The sequence below is a fragment of the Ensifer sp. KUDG1 genome, from assembly GCF_050434285.1.
Lineage (GTDB): Bacteria > Pseudomonadota > Alphaproteobacteria > Rhizobiales > Rhizobiaceae > Ensifer.
In genome coordinates this window covers 81,846-96,924 of record NZ_JBNDIG010000012.1, presented here as the reverse complement: position 1 = coordinate 96,924, position 15,079 = coordinate 81,846, and the positions used below count along the sequence as shown (strand labels likewise).

At 61.4% G+C, this 15,079-nt stretch carries 16 protein-coding genes; 9 read left to right on the top strand and 7 right to left on the bottom strand.

Features of this window, described 5'->3' with window-relative positions:
- Window positions 1-38: 38 nt before the first annotated feature.
- From M2267_RS25780 to M2267_RS25765, 4 genes are all read right to left on the bottom strand, one after another.
- The gene (locus tag M2267_RS25780; RefSeq protein WP_429118446.1) at window positions 39-815 is read right to left on the bottom strand and encodes an amino acid ABC transporter ATP-binding protein; all 777 of its coding nucleotides are present in this window, start codon (window positions 813-815) and stop codon (window positions 39-41) included.
- Window positions 816-832: 17 nt separating this feature from the next.
- On the bottom strand, window positions 833-1,990 hold the full coding sequence (locus M2267_RS25775) for an amino acid ABC transporter permease (RefSeq protein ID WP_429118444.1): 1,158 nt from the start codon (window positions 1,988-1,990) through the stop codon (window positions 833-835).
- A gap of 4 nt (window positions 1,991-1,994) precedes the next feature.
- Window positions 1,995-3,188: an amino acid ABC transporter permease gene (locus M2267_RS25770; RefSeq protein WP_429118442.1), complete on the bottom strand. Its 1,194-nt coding sequence runs from the start codon at window positions 3,186-3,188 to the stop codon at window positions 1,995-1,997.
- Window positions 3,189-3,281: 93 nt separating this feature from the next.
- Window positions 3,282-4,307 (bottom strand): amino acid ABC transporter substrate-binding protein, encoded by a 1,026-nt coding sequence (locus tag M2267_RS25765; protein WP_402316972.1) that lies wholly within the window; start codon window positions 4,305-4,307, stop codon window positions 3,282-3,284.
- A 340-nt stretch (window positions 4,308-4,647) separates the two neighbouring features.
- Between M2267_RS25765 and M2267_RS25760 the strand changes: the two genes are divergently transcribed.
- Complete coding sequence (locus M2267_RS25760; protein ID WP_043622129.1) at window positions 4,648-5,838, top strand: cystathionine beta-lyase; 1,191 nt, start codon at window positions 4,648-4,650, stop codon at window positions 5,836-5,838.
- A 98-nt stretch (window positions 5,839-5,936) separates the two neighbouring features.
- Here M2267_RS25760 and M2267_RS25755 read toward each other — a convergent pair whose 3' ends face one another.
- Both M2267_RS25755 and M2267_RS25750 read right to left on the bottom strand, forming a co-directional pair.
- Window positions 5,937-7,103, bottom strand: a complete 1,167-nt coding sequence (locus tag M2267_RS25755; protein WP_043622132.1) for an FAD-dependent monooxygenase — start codon at window positions 7,101-7,103, stop codon at window positions 5,937-5,939.
- A 9-nt stretch (window positions 7,104-7,112) separates the two neighbouring features.
- Window positions 7,113-7,358, bottom strand: a complete 246-nt coding sequence (locus M2267_RS25750) for a zinc-finger domain-containing protein (protein WP_043622135.1) — start codon at window positions 7,356-7,358, stop codon at window positions 7,113-7,115.
- Window positions 7,359-7,532: 174 nt separating this feature from the next.
- On the opposite strand from M2267_RS25750, the gene M2267_RS25745 reads away from it, so the two are divergent.
- From M2267_RS25745 to M2267_RS25710, 8 genes are all read left to right on the top strand, one after another.
- The gene (locus M2267_RS25745; protein ID WP_043622138.1) at window positions 7,533-8,318 is read left to right on the top strand and encodes an alpha/beta fold hydrolase; all 786 of its coding nucleotides are present in this window, start codon (window positions 7,533-7,535) and stop codon (window positions 8,316-8,318) included.
- A gap of 88 nt (window positions 8,319-8,406) precedes the next feature.
- A complete protein-coding gene (gene cysE / locus M2267_RS25740; protein ID WP_043622142.1) occupies window positions 8,407-9,234 on the top strand; it encodes a serine O-acetyltransferase in 828 nt (275 codons plus the stop codon).
- Window positions 9,235-9,333: 99 nt separating this feature from the next.
- Window positions 9,334-9,537: a DUF3126 family protein gene (locus M2267_RS25735; protein WP_034796738.1), complete on the top strand. Its 204-nt coding sequence runs from the start codon at window positions 9,334-9,336 to the stop codon at window positions 9,535-9,537.
- Window positions 9,538-9,816: 279 nt separating this feature from the next.
- Window positions 9,817-10,173, top strand: a complete 357-nt coding sequence (locus M2267_RS25730) for a phasin family protein (protein ID WP_034796735.1) — start codon at window positions 9,817-9,819, stop codon at window positions 10,171-10,173.
- A gap of 239 nt (window positions 10,174-10,412) precedes the next feature.
- The gene (gene clpS / locus M2267_RS25725) at window positions 10,413-10,766 is read left to right on the top strand and encodes an ATP-dependent Clp protease adapter ClpS (RefSeq protein WP_043622145.1); all 354 of its coding nucleotides are present in this window, start codon (window positions 10,413-10,415) and stop codon (window positions 10,764-10,766) included.
- 9 nt (window positions 10,767-10,775) lie between these two features.
- On the top strand, window positions 10,776-13,292 hold the full coding sequence (gene clpA / locus M2267_RS25720) for an ATP-dependent Clp protease ATP-binding subunit ClpA (protein ID WP_429118437.1): 2,517 nt from the start codon (window positions 10,776-10,778) through the stop codon (window positions 13,290-13,292).
- 190 nt (window positions 13,293-13,482) lie between these two features.
- The gene (locus M2267_RS25715) at window positions 13,483-14,220 is read left to right on the top strand and encodes an AzlC family ABC transporter permease (protein ID WP_043622151.1); all 738 of its coding nucleotides are present in this window, start codon (window positions 13,483-13,485) and stop codon (window positions 14,218-14,220) included.
- Complete coding sequence (locus tag M2267_RS25710; RefSeq protein WP_043622154.1) at window positions 14,217-14,561, top strand: AzlD domain-containing protein; 345 nt, start codon at window positions 14,217-14,219, stop codon at window positions 14,559-14,561. Before M2267_RS25715 ends, M2267_RS25710 begins: the two co-directional genes overlap by 4 nt.
- An 86-nt stretch (window positions 14,562-14,647) precedes the next feature.
- On the opposite strand, the gene M2267_RS25705 is transcribed toward M2267_RS25710, so the two are convergent.
- Window positions 14,648-15,064 (bottom strand): HIT family protein, encoded by a 417-nt coding sequence (locus tag M2267_RS25705; RefSeq protein ID WP_043622157.1) that lies wholly within the window; start codon window positions 15,062-15,064, stop codon window positions 14,648-14,650.
- Window positions 15,065-15,079 lie beyond the last annotated feature (15 nt).

The window sequence follows — 15,079 nt, the reverse complement described above, 5'->3', positions numbered from 1 at the left end:
CGATGAGGCGGGCTTTTTTCGTGTCGTCTCGGCCGATCCTAGTGCAGGATCTGGCTGAGGAAAAGCTTGGTGCGCTCGTGCTGCGGATTGTCGAAGAACTCGGCCGGCGAGTTCTGCTCGACGATCTGGCCCTGGTCCATGAAGATCACGCGGTTGGCCACCTGGCGCGCGAAGCCCATTTCGTGGGTCACGCACAGCATGGTCATGCCTTCTTCGGCGAGCGACACCATGGTGTCGAGCACTTCCTTGACCATTTCCGGGTCGAGCGCCGAGGTCGGCTCATCGAACAGCAGGATCTTCGGCTTCATGCACAGCGAGCGGGCGATCGCCACGCGCTGCTGCTGGCCGCCGGAGAGCTGGCCCGGATACTTGTGTGCCTGTTCCGGGATCTTGACGCGCTTCAGGAAGTGCATCGCGATTTCTTCGGCCTGCTTCTTCGGCATCTTGCGGACCCAGATCGGAGCAAGCGTGCAGTTTTCGAGGATCGTCAGGTGCGGGAAGAGGTTGAAGTGCTGGAATACCATGCCGACTTCACGGCGCACTTCGTCGATCTTCTTGAGATCGTTGGTGAGCTCGATGCCGTCGACGACGATCTTGCCCTTCTGGTGCTCTTCCAGCCGGTTGATGCAGCGGATCATCGTCGACTTGCCCGAGCCCGACGGGCCGGCAATGACGATGCGCTCGCCGCGCATGACCTTCAGGTTGATGTCACGAAGGACGTGAAAGTCCCCGTACCACTTGTTCATTCCGGTGATTTCGATCGCGACGTCAGTCGCAGATACGGTCATTTTGGAAGCAGTGGCTGTGTTTGCCATGCGATCCTCCCCTCATTTTATCGTTTATGGGCCGTGTCGAGCACGCGTTCCATGAAACCTGAATAGCGCGACATACCGAAGCAGAAAAGCCAGAATATGAAGCCAGCGAAAATTAGCCCTGAGATCGGCGTGACCGAAGAAGCCCAGTTGGCGTCCGTGAAGTTGAAGCGAACGATGCCGAGCAGATCGAACATGCCGATGATCGACACCAGCGACGTGTCCTTGAAAAGGCCGATGAAGGTGTTGACGATGCCGGGGATCACCAGCTTCAGCGCCTGCGGCAGGACGATCAGGTTCGTCTTCTGCCAGTAGCTGAGGCCGAGCGAATCCGCGCCCTCGTACTGCCCCTTCGGGATCGCCTGCAGGCCGCCGCGCACCACTTCCGCCATATAGGCCGAAGCGAAGAGCGACACGCCGATCAACGCCCGCAGGAGCTTGTCGAAGGTCACGCCCTGCGGCAGGAACAAGGGCAGCATGACGCTGGCCATGAACAGAACTGCGATCAGCGGAATGCCGCGCACAAGCTCGATGAAGGCGGTGCAGAGCATCTTGATCACGGGCATATGCGACCGCCGCCCGAGCGCCAGCAGAATGCCGAGCGGCAGAGACACGGTGATGCCGACGTAAGACAGGATCAACGTCACCATCAGGCCGCCCCAGAGCGGTGTCTCGACATAGGTCAGGCCGAACCAGCCGCCCGGAAGCATGATGAACGCGATGATCGGCAGGACGGCAAAGAGCAGGATGGCGTTGATACCCTTGTACGGGACCTTCGGCATTGCCATCGGTACAAGGAAGAGCACAAAGAGAACGCCGACCAAGGTCGGCCGCCAGCGCTCGTCGAGCGGGTAACGACCATAGGCGAACTGATCGATCTTGGCGTTGACGAACGACCAGCAGGCGCCGCTCCAGCCTTCCGGCTGGCTGCCGCCTTGCGCAACCGTTGCGCAGACGCCGCGGCCACCGCCTGTCCATGCCGCATCGACGAAGAGCCATTGGATGGCCGGTGGCACCAGCCATGCGAGCAACAGCAGGCTGATGATGGTCAGCACCGTATCCTTCGGCGTGGCGAAGAGGTTGTTGCGCAACCAACGGACGACGCCCCCCTCCGCTGCCGGCGGGGCGGAACCCTCGATCATCGAGGCGCGAACAAAAGTTCCCTGGTGTGTGTTCATGATCTTATCTCTCCACCAGGGCCATGCGGGCATTGAACCAGTTCATGAACAGCGATGTCGTGAGGCTCAGCGACAGGTAGACGATGATCCAGATCGTCACGACCTCGATCGACTGTCCCGTCTGGTTGAGGATCGTTCCACCCACGGCCACGAGATCGGCATAGCCGATGGCGACGGCGAGCGACGAGTTCTTGGTGAGGTTCAGATACTGGCTGGTGAGCGGCGGAATGATGATGCGCAGCGCCTGCGGAACGACGACGAGGCGCGTGGTCAGGCCTGGCCGGATGCCGAGCGCGTGGGCGGCTTCCGTCTGTCCCTTGGACACGCCGCGAATGCCGGCGCGCACGATTTCGGCGATGAAGGCCGCGGTGTAGAACGACAGCGCCAGGAACAGGGAGAGGAACTCCGGCCCGATGACCGAGCCGCCCGTCAGATTGAACTTGCCGGCAACCGGAATGTCGAAGGTGATCGGCGATCCCGTGGCGAAGAACGTCAGGAGCGGCAGGCCGATGATGAGCCCGAGAACCGCCCAGAGCAGCGGGAAACGTTGTCCCGTGGCCTCCTGCTTCTTGCGGGCGTAATGCGCCACGGCGAAGCTTAGGATGATCGCGATGACGAAGGCGAAGAACGTGTACTGCCAGCCGTCACCGAGCACCGGCTTCGGAAAGGCAAGGCCGCGGTTGTTGAGGAACATGTTCAGCGGTAGCGCTGCCGATTCACGCGGCTGCGGCAGGATCGCCAGAACGCCGCTGTACCAGAAGAAGATCACGAGCAGCGGCGGAATGTTGCGGAACACCTCGACATAGGCGAGCGACAGTTTTGCGATCAGCCAGTTGTGCGACAGACGGCCGATGCCGACTGCAAAACCGATGATGGTCGCCGTGAAAATACCGCAGACCGCGACCAGCAGCGTGTTGAGCAGGCCGACGACCAGTGCGCGCTGATAGGTCGAATCACTGGTATAGGCGATCAGTGACTGCCCGACGTCGAAGCCGGCGCGCCCCCTGAGGAAGTCATAGCCGGAAGCAATATTCGCCCGTTTGAGGTTTTCGATCGTGTTGTCGGCCACCCAATAGACGAAGGCCCCGACTAGGACGACAGTGATGACCTGATAGAAGATGCCGCGGACCTGAGGGTCGTTGATGAACGACCCCGACGCTTTCGATTTCTCAGGCGTAGTTGTGACGCCAATCGCCATGCAATGCCTCTTTTCCCCTTTTCACCCTTTTGGGTGTTTTTATCGTTGGGATGGGGAAGCGGTTGTCCGCTTCCCCCTTATTATCGGTTCGCCTTAGCGGACCGGCGGAGCGTACTGGATGCCGCCCTTGTTCCACAGCGCGTTGAGGCCGCGCTCGATCTTGAGCGGGCTGCCGGCGCCGATGTTGCGGTCGAAGACTTCGCCGTAATTGCCGACGGCCTTGATGATGTTCACGGCCCATTCGTTGGTGAGACCGAGGTCGGTACCGATCTTGGTGTCAGCCTCGACGCCGAGGAAGCGCTGAACGTCCGGGTTGGTGGACTTCTTCATTTCTTCGACGTTGGCCTGGGTGATGCCGAACTCTTCAGCCTGGATCAATGCGTAATGGGTCCAGCTGACGATATCGAACCACTGGTCGTCACCCTGGCGCACGGCCGGGCCGAGCGGCTCCTTCGAGATGATTTCCGGCAGGATCATGTGATCGTCCGGCTTCGACAGCGTCAGACGCAGCGAATAGAGGCCGGACTGGTCGGTCGTGTAAACGTCGCAACGGCCGGCGTCATAGGCGGCGTTGACCTCTTCAAGCTTTTCGAAGACGACCGGGTTGTACTGCAGGTTGTTCGCCTTGAAGTAGTCGGCAAGGTTGAGTTCGGTGGTGGTGCCCGTCTGCACGCAGACGGCAGCGCCCGAGAGTTCCAGCGCCGACTTGACGTTCAGGCTCTTGCGAACCATGAAGCCCTGGCCGTCATAGTAGTTGACCGGGCGGAAGTTGAAGCCGAGCGCGGTGTCGCGGTTGATCGTCCAGGTGGTGTTACGGGCAAGGACGTCCACTTCGCCCGACTGCAGCGCCGGGAAGCGTTCCTTGGCGGACGTCGGGGTGTACTTGACCTTGCTGCCATCCGCGAAGATCGCGGCGGCGATTGCCTTGCAGTAGTCTACGTCGAAGCCGCTCCAGTTGCCCGAAGCGTCCGGCGCTGCGAAGCCGGCGAGGCCGGTGTTCACGCCGCACTGGACAAAGCCCTTGGCCTTGACGTCATCAAGAGTAGCGCCCGAAGCCGCCTGTGTGCCAATCCCCATGACAGCAGCGCCAACGAGAGCTGTCAGAATTCTTTTTGCCATTTTTAGAACCTTTTTCTGTTGTCGTTAGTTCCAGTCTGCACCGTCGCGTCTCCTAGCGCGGTGAGCCTCCGCCACCCTCCTGGCGCGAGTGTCGGCTATCTCATGCTCAAATTCCATGAGGGTCAAGAGAGGCCGCCGATTTTCTGGTTTTGCATGTGAAAAACTCGAAACAAGCCAGAAAGTTAGGCAGATCTTGGGGGTGCGAAGCACGCTCTGGCGGAAAAATCGCCAAAAGTGGCCATGCAACGGTCAAAACGACACTCCGTGATTTTTGACACTTGACCGCGATTGTGGCTCGTTCGAAGAGTTTTGCATTCGAAATCAAGAAGCGGAATGAGCAATGGCAGACAGTGGCAATGTGAACGGCAAGGCAGGCATCAACACGCGTCTCGCCCACAGCGGCAACAACCCCTCCGATTACTTCGGCTTCGTCAATCCGCCGGTGGTGCACGCCTCCACGGTGCTGTTCCCGAACGCCAAGACCATGGAGACGCGGGCGCAGAAGTACACCTACGGCACCCGCGGAACGCCGACCACCGACGCGCTCTGCGACGCGATCAACGAACTCGAAGGTTCCGCCGGAACGATCCTCGTGCCCTCGGGGCTGGCGGCGGTCACGGTGCCGTTCCTCGCCTATCTCTCGGCCGGAGACCATGCCCTGATCGTCGACTCGGTCTACTTCCCGACGCGCCACTTCTGCGACACGATGCTGAAGCGCCTCGGCGTCACGGTCGAATACTACGATCCGATGATCGGGGCGGCGATCGAAAGCCTGATTCGCCCGAACACGCGCCTGGTGCACACCGAAGCGCCGGGCTCGAACACCTTTGAAATGCAGGACATCCGCGCCATCGCCGATGCCGCCCATCGCCATGGCTGCATCGTCACCATGGACAACACCTGGGCGACGCCGGTCTACTTCAAGCCGCTCGACCATGGCGTCGACGTGTCGATCCATGCGGCGACCAAGTATCCGTCCGGCCATTCGGACGTGCTCTTCGGCACAGTCTCGGCCAATGCCGAGCACTGGCCGGCCCTGACGGAGGCGATGGTGACACTCGGCGTCTGCGTATCGCCCGATGACAGCTACCAGATCCTGCGTGGCCTGCGCACCATGGGCATCCGCCTGGAGCGGCACCAGGAAAGCGCCCTGACGCTGGCGAAGTGGCTGGAAACACGCGACGAAGTGGCTCGCGTGCTGCATCCGGCGCTGCCGAGCTTCCCCGGTCATGAGCTCTGGAAGCGCGACTTCACCGGCGCAAGCGGCATCTTCTCCTTCGTCCTGAAGGCGGAGAGCCCGGATCGTTTCAAGGCCAAGGCGCACGCCTTCCTCGATGCGCTCAGGCTCTTCGGGCTTGGCTATTCCTGGGGCGGCTTCGAAAGCCTCGCAGTCCACGTCGGTCTCGGCGATCGCAAGGTGGCGTTGGCGCCGACGGAAGGACCGGTTCTCCGCCTGCAGATCGGCCTTGAGGACGTGCCGGATATCCGCCGCGACATCGAAGCGGGCCTGGCTGCGGCAAACGCAGTCTGACAAGGAAGGAACGGGCGCCGCGGTTATCCGCGGCGTTCTGCTTTTCTGGGTGAGGTTCGCCGGGTGAGCCGGGCCAAATTGCAGCGAGCTGCGGCTTTCTAGCGTTCTGGCGCGCCGTAGCCGTAGAGCCAGTCGAGGTCGGCTGCGAGCGCGTCGGCGCCCTTGAGCTTCAGCACCATGTCGCGGCCGATGCGCACCGGGCCGCGGGCGTGATAGGCGAAATGATTGAAGGCCGCGCGGCGGCGGACACGCGCGATGCGCGGCCGGCGAAGGGCTTCGAATTTCCGCAAGGAATCCGAGACGCTGAGGTCTTCAGACAGGCAGGCCGCAAGCGCGAATGCGTCCTCGATGGCCATGGCCGCACCTTGGGCCGCAAAGGGCGTCATTGCATGGGCCGCATCGCCGATCAGCACAGTCCTTTGCCCATCCTGCCAGGCGCCGTCGTCGACGGTGCAGAGTGGCCAGTAGGTGGGCGCAACCGCCTTCTCGAGAAGAGAGCGGATGCCTGGGTTCCAGCCGGAAAAGGCGTTCAGGCAATCCTGGCGCCGCTCGTCCGAATCCTTGCCGACCCAGACCGCGTCGGTCTCCTTGCCCTCGATGATGGCGACGAGGTTGAAGCCGCCGACTTCCCGCAGGGGGTAGGCGACGAGATGGGCGTGCGGGCCGAGGAAGGCGGTGACGTCGTCGCGCTTCAGCACGCCCGCGGCGATGTCGGCTGCAAGCGTCATTCGCCAGGCGACATTGCCGGAAAACCGGACGCGGCCGGCGCCGGGCACGCTCTCGCGCAGCCGCGACCAGATGCCGTCGGCGCCGATGACGACGTCCGGCTTGCGCCCGGTCACGTCCGCGATCGCCTGTTCCCCGGGCTTGTCGATCTGGCACCCGAGGTGGAGCCGGCAGCGCGGTTCGGATTGAACGGCCTGCAGCAGGATTTTCTGAAGGCTGGCGCGGTGAAGAACGCCATAGGGCGCATGCCAGCGGCGGCGCGCGAAGGTTCCGGCCGATACGTTGGCAAGCGCGCGCAAGGAGCGGCCATCAACGAGCCCGATGCGTTCGGGCTCCGTCCATACGCTCTCAAGCTGCGCAAGCAGGCCGAGTTCGATGAGGATACGGGAGGCGTTCGGCGAGAGCTGCAGGCCGGCGCCGACTTCGGTCAGCGCCGTTGCCCGCTCGATGATGTCGACTTCGAAGCCGCGCCGGGCGAGGCACAGGGCAGCCGTGAGGCCGCCGATGCCGGCGCCGATGATCGCGACGGGGCGCGACATCGCCGCTTATCAGGCGGCTTTATGGGCGAAGAGGCAGCCGGGGGGATTGGTTTCGGTCGCCTTCAGTTTCGGATTGTAGCGGTAGAGCGTGGAGCAGTAGGAGCAGACCTTCTCGCTGTCGTCACCCATGTCGATGAAGATGTGCGGGTGATCGTAGGGAACGGATGCGCCGGTGCACATGAATTCCTTGACGCCGATTTCGATTGCCTGATGTCCGCCGTCATTCTGGAAATGCGGGATGCTGTGGCCGGCCATGTCATGCTCCGATGAATGCAAGTCTGAAGGTCAAATTTGGCGGCACCATAGTCAGCTTTGCCGGAAATGTGTAGCGGCAAAGCTGCCGCAGTTGTGGTTTTTGCCGGTGCGGGGTTTCGCCCGCCAAAGCGACGAACTAGGTTGCGCCGGATCGATATGCCCGAGGATGAATAGATGGATCTCACCCCGCCGCCGTTTTCCCGTTTCAATCATGACGGTCTGGAGATCGCCTTCTTCGATGAAGGCGACCCGTCCGGCGCGCCCATTCTGCTCATCCATGGCTTTGCCTCAAGCGCCAACGTCAACTGGGTGTTTCCGGGCTGGTTGAAGACGCTGGGCGATGCCGGATACCGCGTCATCGCGCTCGACAATCGCGGCCACGGCAAGAGCAGCAAGCCCTATGACCCGGAACTCTATCGCCCGCAGCAGATGGCGGGTGACGCCGCTGCATTGCTCGGGCATCTCGGGATCGCCGAGGCCCATGTCATGGGCTATTCGATGGGGGCGCGCATTTCGGCCTTCCTGGCGCTCGCGCATCCCGACCGCGTGCGCTCGCTGGTCTTCGGCGGCCTCGGCATCGGCATGGTGTCGGGGGTAGGGGATTGGGATCCGATTGCCGACGCTTTGGTGGCGCCGTCGCTCGACGACGTGACCCATGCGCGCGGGCGCATGTTCCGCGCCTTTGCCGACCAGACCAAGAGCGACCGGCAGGCGCTTGCGGCATGTATCTCGACCTCGCGGGATCTGCTGACGCCGCAGGACATGGCGCGCATCGAGCAGCCGACGCTGATCGGCGTCGGGACGACCGATGATATCGCCGGATCGGCCGAAGAACTTGCCGCGTTGATGCCGCATGCGCGGGCGCTCGACATTCCCGGCCGCGACCATATGCTCGCCGTCGGCGACCGGGTTTTCAAGAAAGCGGTGCTCGAATTTCTGGCGGAGATCGATCGCGCCTAGCGTATCGTTGTCGCCGCCAGACGCCATTTAAGTCACGCCTGATTTCCCCTATAGTGATGGCAGGCACGGACAAGGAAGGAGAGCGACGATGGTCGCCAAGACCGAACTTCGCCAGGCAGAAGCGCTGAAAGTTATGGACCCGATCTGGAATAGCCTGCGCGAAGAAGCCCGGGTCGCCGCCGAGCACGACCCCATGCTCGCGGCCTTCCTCTATTCCACCGTGGTCAACCAGCATTCCCTCGAAGAAAGCGTGATCTACCGCATCTGCGAAAGGCTGGATCACCCGGATCTGCAAGCGAACCTTTTGCGCCAGACCTTTTCTGAAATGCTCGAGGACTGGCCGGAATGGGGCACCATCCTGCGTGTCGATATCCAGGCCGTCTACGACCGCGACCCCGCCTGCACCCGATTCCTCGAGCCGGTGCTCTATTTCAAAGGCTTCCACGCGATACAGACGCATCGCCTGGCCCATTGGCTGTTGAAGCGCGGCCGCAAGGATTTCGCCTTCTACCTGCAGAGCCGCGCGTCCAGCGTCTTTCAGACGGACATCAACCCCGCCGCCCGCATCGGCCGCGGCATCTTCCTTGATCATGCGACGGGCCTCGTTGTCGGCGAGACGGCCGTCATCGGCGACAATGTCTCGATCCTGCACGGCGTGACGCTTGGCGGCACGGGCAAGGAGGGCAGCGATCGCCATCCGAAGATCGCAGATGGCGTCCTGATCGGCGCCGGAGCGAAAATCCTCGGCAATATCCATATCGGGCACTGCTCGCGCGTTGCTGCCGGTTCGGTCGTGCTGAAACCGGTGCCGCCGAAATCGACCGTGGCCGGCGTGCCGGCAAAGGTCGTGGGCGAGGCCGGTTGTTCCGAACCGTCGCGCCAAATGGACCAGATCCTTGCCAGCTTCGATATCTGACATGCGGGAACCGGTGCGTAGCCTCTTTCGAGGGGTTTACACCCGCCGATGCAGCGTGCGAGAAGCGCCGCACAGTTTAAACGGCTACGGAGACGTGTTTTGAAGCCCGAAGAAATCCGCAAGCTTGAAGCCTATTTCAAGCGCACCTTCAATCAGCAGATGGTCGTCAAGGCTCGCCCGAAGAAGGACGAGTCCGCTGAAGTCTATCTCGGTGACGAGTTCCTCGGTGTGGTCTTCCGCGACGAGGAAGACGGCGAGCTTTCCTACAACTTCTCCATGGCGATCCTCGACATCGACCTCTAAGGTCCAACGTCGGACGCTTTCAGTATAAACCCCGAAAATCCCTGGGATTTTTGGGGTTTATTGTTTTGTGCGGGAGGTTGATGTCTCGCTGGGCAATTGCTCGCCATTGCTCACCTTGGGGCTTTAGTGAATGCGGCAAGAAATTTCATGCCGGACCGCGATATTTCATCAAGTTGTTGCATCTGTTGTATTTTATTGCATCGCACACTCGTCTTGACTTTTTGTGCAGTGCACATAAACTGAAGCCTCCAGATCAGGCCGTCACCAAGGAGACACCGGATGTTCAACTTCGACGATGCAAACAAGAAGAGCAAGGAAGCCATTGACGTGGCTGTGAAGAGCTATTCCGCCTGGACCAAGGGTCTTCAGGCTATCGCGACCGAAGCCGCTGACTTTTCGAAGAAGTCGTTCGAGGACAGCGTCGCGCATGTCGAAAAGCTGACCAGCGTCAAAAGCGTCGAGGCTGCGTTCGAACTGCAGACCAACTTCGTGAAGTCGAGCTACGAAGGCTTCGTCGCCGAAGCAACGAAGATCGGTGAAATGTATGCCGACCTCGCCAAGGACGCCTACAAGCCCTACGAAGCGCCGGTTGCCAAGGCTACGGCAGCAGTCAAGGCAGCCGCTGCAGCAGCCTGATCACCGGCTAGAACAATTTCCCAATAAAAAGGCCGGTCGCAGCGCTGCGACCGGCCTTTTTGTTTTTCGCATAAGCTGTGCGCAGCCCAAAGAAAGTTGATCAATCTTGCCGGTCAACGTGCGATTATGATTGCAGTGTGTTGGTTCGGTCTTAAAATCTGAAAACGAACCATTAGATAAAGGGCAAGCAGGCTGCGGCCGAGTTCGATGGGTCGCTGCTGGACAAGGAACTGACAAGAATGATCGCCATGCCGGTCCGGATGCAGCAAGGTAGCGATGATGAGGGGAACGGCAACAACCGCAGCACGTCCGTCATCACGCGTACCAAGCCGAAGACCAAAAAGCCGAGTTTGTATCGTGTTCTGCTTTTGAATGACGATTACACGCCGATGGAATTTGTCATCCATATTCTGGAGCGCTTCTTTCAAAAGAACCCGGAAGAGGCGACCCGCATCATGCTTCACGTCCACAATCACGGCGTGGGAGAGTGCGGCGTCTTCACCTATGAGGTCGCCGAAACCAAGGTGACGCAAGTGATGGATTTCGCCCGGCAGCATCAGCATCCGTTGCAATGCGTCATGGAAAAGAAATGAGGAACTAACGTGCCAACATTTTCGCCCAGCCTCGAAAAGGCGCTGCACCAGGCACTGACTTTTGCCAACGAGCGCCACCACGAATACGCTACGCTCGAGCATCTGCTTCTGGCATTGATCGACGATGCCGACGCGGCGGCCGTGATGGGCGCCTGCAATGTCAATCTTGAGACGCTGCGCAAGACCGTAACCGATTACGTCGATAACGAACTTTCGAACCTGGTGACCGGCTACGACGAAGATTCCAAGCCGACGGCCGGGTTCCAGCGCGTGATCCAGCGGGCGGTCATTCACGTCCAATCGTCCGGCCGCGAGGAAGTGACCGGCGCCAACGTGCTGGTCGCGATCTTCGCCGAGCGCGAAAGCCACGCTGCCTATTTCCTGCAGGAGCAGGAGATGACCCGTTACGACGCGGTCAACTTCATCTCGCACGGCATCGGCAAGCGGCCCGGCAGCTCCGAAGCCCGCCCGGTGCGCGGCTCCGACGATCACGAGAGCGAGCAGAAGCCCGCGCGCGACAACGAAGAGGCAAGCGCCAAGAAGCAGCAGGACGCGCTGACCGCCTATTGCGTCAACCTCAATGAGAAGGCGAAGTCCGGCAAGATCGATCCGCTGATCGGCCGTCACGCCGAGGTGAACCGCACCATCCAGGTGCTGTGCCGCCGATCGAAGAACAATCCGCTCTATGTCGGTGACCCCGGCGTCGGCAAGACGGCGATCGCCGAAGGCCTTGCCAAGCGCATCATTGAAAAGAAGGTGCCGGAAGCGTTGCAGGATGCGACGATCTTCTCGCTCGACATGGGCACGCTGCTTGCCGGTACGCGCTATCGTGGTGATTTCGAAGAGCGCCTGAAGCAGGTGGTCAAGGAGCTCGAGGACTATCCGGGCGCCGTGCTGTTCATCGACGAGATCCATACGGTGATCGGCGCCGGTGCCACCTCCGGCGGCGCCATGGATGCGTCGAACCTGTTGAAGCCGGCACTGTCTTCCGGTGCGATCCGCTGCATCGGTTCGACGACCTACAAGGAATATCGTCAGTTCTTCGAGAAGGACCGGGCGCTTGTCCGCCGCTTCCAGAAGATCGATGTGAACGAGCCGACGATTGCCGACGCGATCGAAATCATGAAGGGCCTGAAGCCTTACTTCGAAGAGTATCACCACCTGAAATACTCGAACGAGGCGATCAAGGCGGCCGTCGAGCTGTCGGCCCGCTACATCAACGACCGCAAGCTGCCGGACAAGGCGATCGACGTGATCGACGAATCCGGTGCCGCACAGATGCTGCTTCCCGCCAGCAAGCGCCGCAAGCTGATCACCGAGAAGGAGATCGAGGCGACGATCGCGACGATGGCGCGCATTCCGCCGAAGACGGTCTCCAAGGACGACGAAGCTGTGCTTGCCAACCTCGAGCGCGAATTGCGCTCGGTCGTCTACGGCCAGGACCTGGCGATCGAGGCGCTCGCCTCGTCGATCAAGCTGGCCCGTGCCGGCCTGCGCGAACCGAACAAGCCGATCGGCTGCTACGTCTTTTCCGGCCCGACCGGCGTCGGCAAGACGGAAGTCGCCAAGCAGCTTGCGACCTCGCTTGGGGTAGAGCTCCTGCGCTTCGACATGTCGGAGTACATGGAGCGGCACACGGTTTCGCGTCTGCTCGGCGCACCTCCCGGCTATGTCGGCTTCGACCAGGGCGGCCTCCTGACCGATGGCGTCGACCAGCATCCGCATTGCGTGCTTCTGCTCGACGAGATCGAGAAGGCGCATCCGGACCTGTTCAACATCCTGTTGCAGGTCATGGACCATGGTTCGCTGACGGATCACAACGGCAAGAAGATCGACTTCCGCAACGTCATCCTGATCATGACGACCAATGCCGGCGCATCGGAAATGGCCCGGGCCGCGATCGGTTTCGGTTCTTCCAAGCGTACGGGCGAAGATGAAGAGGCGCTGAACCGCCTGTTCACGCCGGAATTCCGCAACCGTCTGGACGCGGTCATTCCGTTTGCTTCGCTGCCGACCCCGGTCATCCACCAGGTGGTGCAGAAGTTCGTCATGCAGCTGGAAACCCAGCTCGCCGAGCGCAACGTCACCTTCGACCTCGCGCCGGAGGCGATCGCCTGGCTGGCCGAGAAGGGCTACGACGAGAAGATGGGCGCGCGGCCGCTCGCCCGCGTCATCCAGGAAAATATCAAGAAGCCGCTCGCCGATGAAATCCTCTTCGGCAAGCTGAAGAAGGGCGGCGTCGTCAAGGTGACGATCGGTACCAAGGCCGATGGCACCAAGGGCCTGCTGCTCGATGCAGTTCCGGAGACAACGCCGATCAAGCCGAAGGCGGAAGTATCCCGCCCGGCAATGAAGGCGACGAAGCCGAAGAAGGCCGAAGACAAGGAAGAGGTGGGCGCCGAGCCCGCGCCGAAGTCCAAGCCGAAGAAGGCTGCCGCCAAGGCGTCAACGGATGACGAAGCCGGGGGAGGCGACGCGGCTCCCAGAAAGGGCCGCACGGTGCCGAAGGTGCCGCGCAAGAAGTAACCCCGCAAGACACGTTCGACGGCGCCGGATGCAAACCATCCGGCGCCGTTTTTCTTTGAGGACGAAATAGAAACCCCAGCGCGGTTTTTCGCCCGCGGGCCGGTCCGATAGCCTATATTCGGCCTTGCTGATCCCGGACGATTCGATCCGGGGTCGTCGTGGTCGAGTTGGAAACAATCCGGAATCGCCGATGAAGAGAGAAGAAGACGAGCAATCTTCGCTCGCCTGGTTCGGGAAAGGCATGCGCGGCATCTTCAGCCTGCCGGCCTTCATTCTGATGCTGTCCTTTGTCGGCTTCTGTTCGCTGACGGCCCAGGCCGGCATCCCCGTCGAGCAAGTGGTCTTCATGGTCGGCATGGTCTGGGCGCTCCCGGCCAAGGTCATTCTCGTGAGCTCGATGATGAGTGGCGCGGGACTTGCGACCGCCTTCCTCGCGGTCTCGCTGTCGTCCGTCCGGCTGATGCCGATGGTCGCCGCGCTGATACCGGAATTGCGCGGGTCGCGCACGCCGACTTGGCTTCTGCTCTTCCTCTCGCATTTCGTCGCGATCACCGCCTGGGTGTTCGCAATGGAGAAGGTGCCGCAGGTGCCGCGAGAGCGGCGCGTCGCCTTTTTCGCGGGCTTCGGTATCACTCTGGTGGCGGCAAACATGTTGCTTGTCGCCGTCGTCTACCACTTCGTCGCCGATTTCCCACCAATCGTCGCCGGCTGCCTCTTCTTCCTGACGCCGGTCTACTTCCTCGCCTCGATCTGGCATTCGGCGCGCCACCCCGTCGTCTACGTGGCGTTGCTCTTCGGTCTTGCCGGCGGGCCGCTGTTCTACTGGCTGTTTCCGGAGTTCGACATTCTGCTGGCCGGCCTTGTCGGCGGCACGCTTGCCTGGCTGGTCGAACGCCTCTGGCGCCAACGCAAGGAGGTGGGAGCATGACCTGGCAGGATGGGTGGTGGGCCTATGTCTTCATCGCGATTGCCGGCTGGCTGGCGACCGACATCTGGCGCTGGCTTGGTGTCATCACCGGCAACAAGCTGCGCGATGATTCCGAGGCACTGAACTGGGTGAGGGCAGTGGCTACCGCGCTGGTCGCAGCGGTCATCGCAAAGCTCATTCTCTATCCCACGGGCGTACTCGAACAATCCCCGCTATGGCTGCGCGCCGGCGCCGTCGCATTTGGGGCTGCCGCCTTCTTCCTGTTTGGACGAAAGCCGGCAACCGGGATCGCCTCAGCGATTGCCGCATTGGCGCTGGGCCTGTGGTGGTTGGGCTTTTAGGCCGAGGCGAGGTCTTTCAACTGACCGTCTGTTAAAGAGCCGGCTTCGCCGGCTCCTGGTTCCCCGAGTGGATGATATGAGCGCGATTAGAGCGCCTGCCTTACCTTTTCGGCATTGGCCGCGAGGATGGCGCCGTCTTCCATCGTGCCGGAATGCGGCTTCAGCGGCACGCCTGCTTGCCGCGGAATGACGTGGAAATGCAGATGGAAGACCGACTGTCCGGCCGGCGCTTCGTTGAACTGCATGATCGTAACGCCATCGGCGTCGAAAGCTTCCTTGGCGGCAACGGCCAGTTTCTGCACGGTAGCAATCAGCGCCGGAAGCGTTGCGGCATCGGCGTCGAGCAGGTTGCGCGAGGGGGATTTCGGCACCACGAGGAGATGGCCTTCGGCCTGCGGCATGACATCCATGAAGGCGATCGTCGCGTCGTCTTCATAGACGCGATGCGAGGGAATTTCGCCGCGCAGGATCTTGGCGAAGATGTTGTTGTCGTCGTAGCTCATTGTTCTTCCTCGTCT

Bases quoted from the DNA above. Each gene is read 5' to 3' on its own strand.
- M2267_RS25730 (WP_034796735.1), top strand. From the start codon at position 9,817: ATGTTCAACTTCGACGATGCAAACAAGAAGAGCAAGGAAGCCATTGAC.
- M2267_RS25760 (WP_043622129.1), top strand. From the start codon at position 4,648: ATGGCAGACAGTGGCAATGTGAACGGCAAGGCAGGCATCAACACGCGT.
- clpS (WP_043622145.1), top strand. From the start codon at position 10,413: ATGATCGCCATGCCGGTCCGGATGCAGCAAGGTAGCGATGATGAGGGG.
- M2267_RS25715 (WP_043622151.1), top strand. From the start codon at position 13,483: ATGAAGAGAGAAGAAGACGAGCAATCTTCGCTCGCCTGGTTCGGGAAA.
- M2267_RS25765 (WP_402316972.1), bottom strand. From the start codon at position 4,307: ATGGCAAAAAGAATTCTGACAGCTCTCGTTGGCGCTGCTGTCATGGGG.
- M2267_RS25710 (WP_043622154.1), top strand. From the start codon at position 14,217: ATGACCTGGCAGGATGGGTGGTGGGCCTATGTCTTCATCGCGATTGCC.
- M2267_RS25745 (WP_043622138.1), top strand. From the start codon at position 7,533: ATGGATCTCACCCCGCCGCCGTTTTCCCGTTTCAATCATGACGGTCTG.
- M2267_RS25780 (WP_429118446.1), bottom strand. From the start codon at position 815: ATGGCAAACACAGCCACTGCTTCCAAAATGACCGTATCTGCGACTGAC.
- M2267_RS25705 (WP_043622157.1), bottom strand. From the start codon at position 15,064: ATGAGCTACGACGACAACAACATCTTCGCCAAGATCCTGCGCGGCGAA.
- M2267_RS25775 (WP_429118444.1), bottom strand. From the start codon at position 1,990: ATGAACACACACCAGGGAACTTTTGTTCGCGCCTCGATGATCGAGGGT.
- M2267_RS25755 (WP_043622132.1), bottom strand. From the start codon at position 7,103: ATGTCGCGCCCCGTCGCGATCATCGGCGCCGGCATCGGCGGCCTCACG.
- M2267_RS25770 (WP_429118442.1), bottom strand. From the start codon at position 3,188: ATGGCGATTGGCGTCACAACTACGCCTGAGAAATCGAAAGCGTCGGGG.
- cysE (WP_043622142.1), top strand. From the start codon at position 8,407: ATGGTCGCCAAGACCGAACTTCGCCAGGCAGAAGCGCTGAAAGTTATG.
- M2267_RS25750 (WP_043622135.1), bottom strand. From the start codon at position 7,358: ATGGCCGGCCACAGCATCCCGCATTTCCAGAATGACGGCGGACATCAG.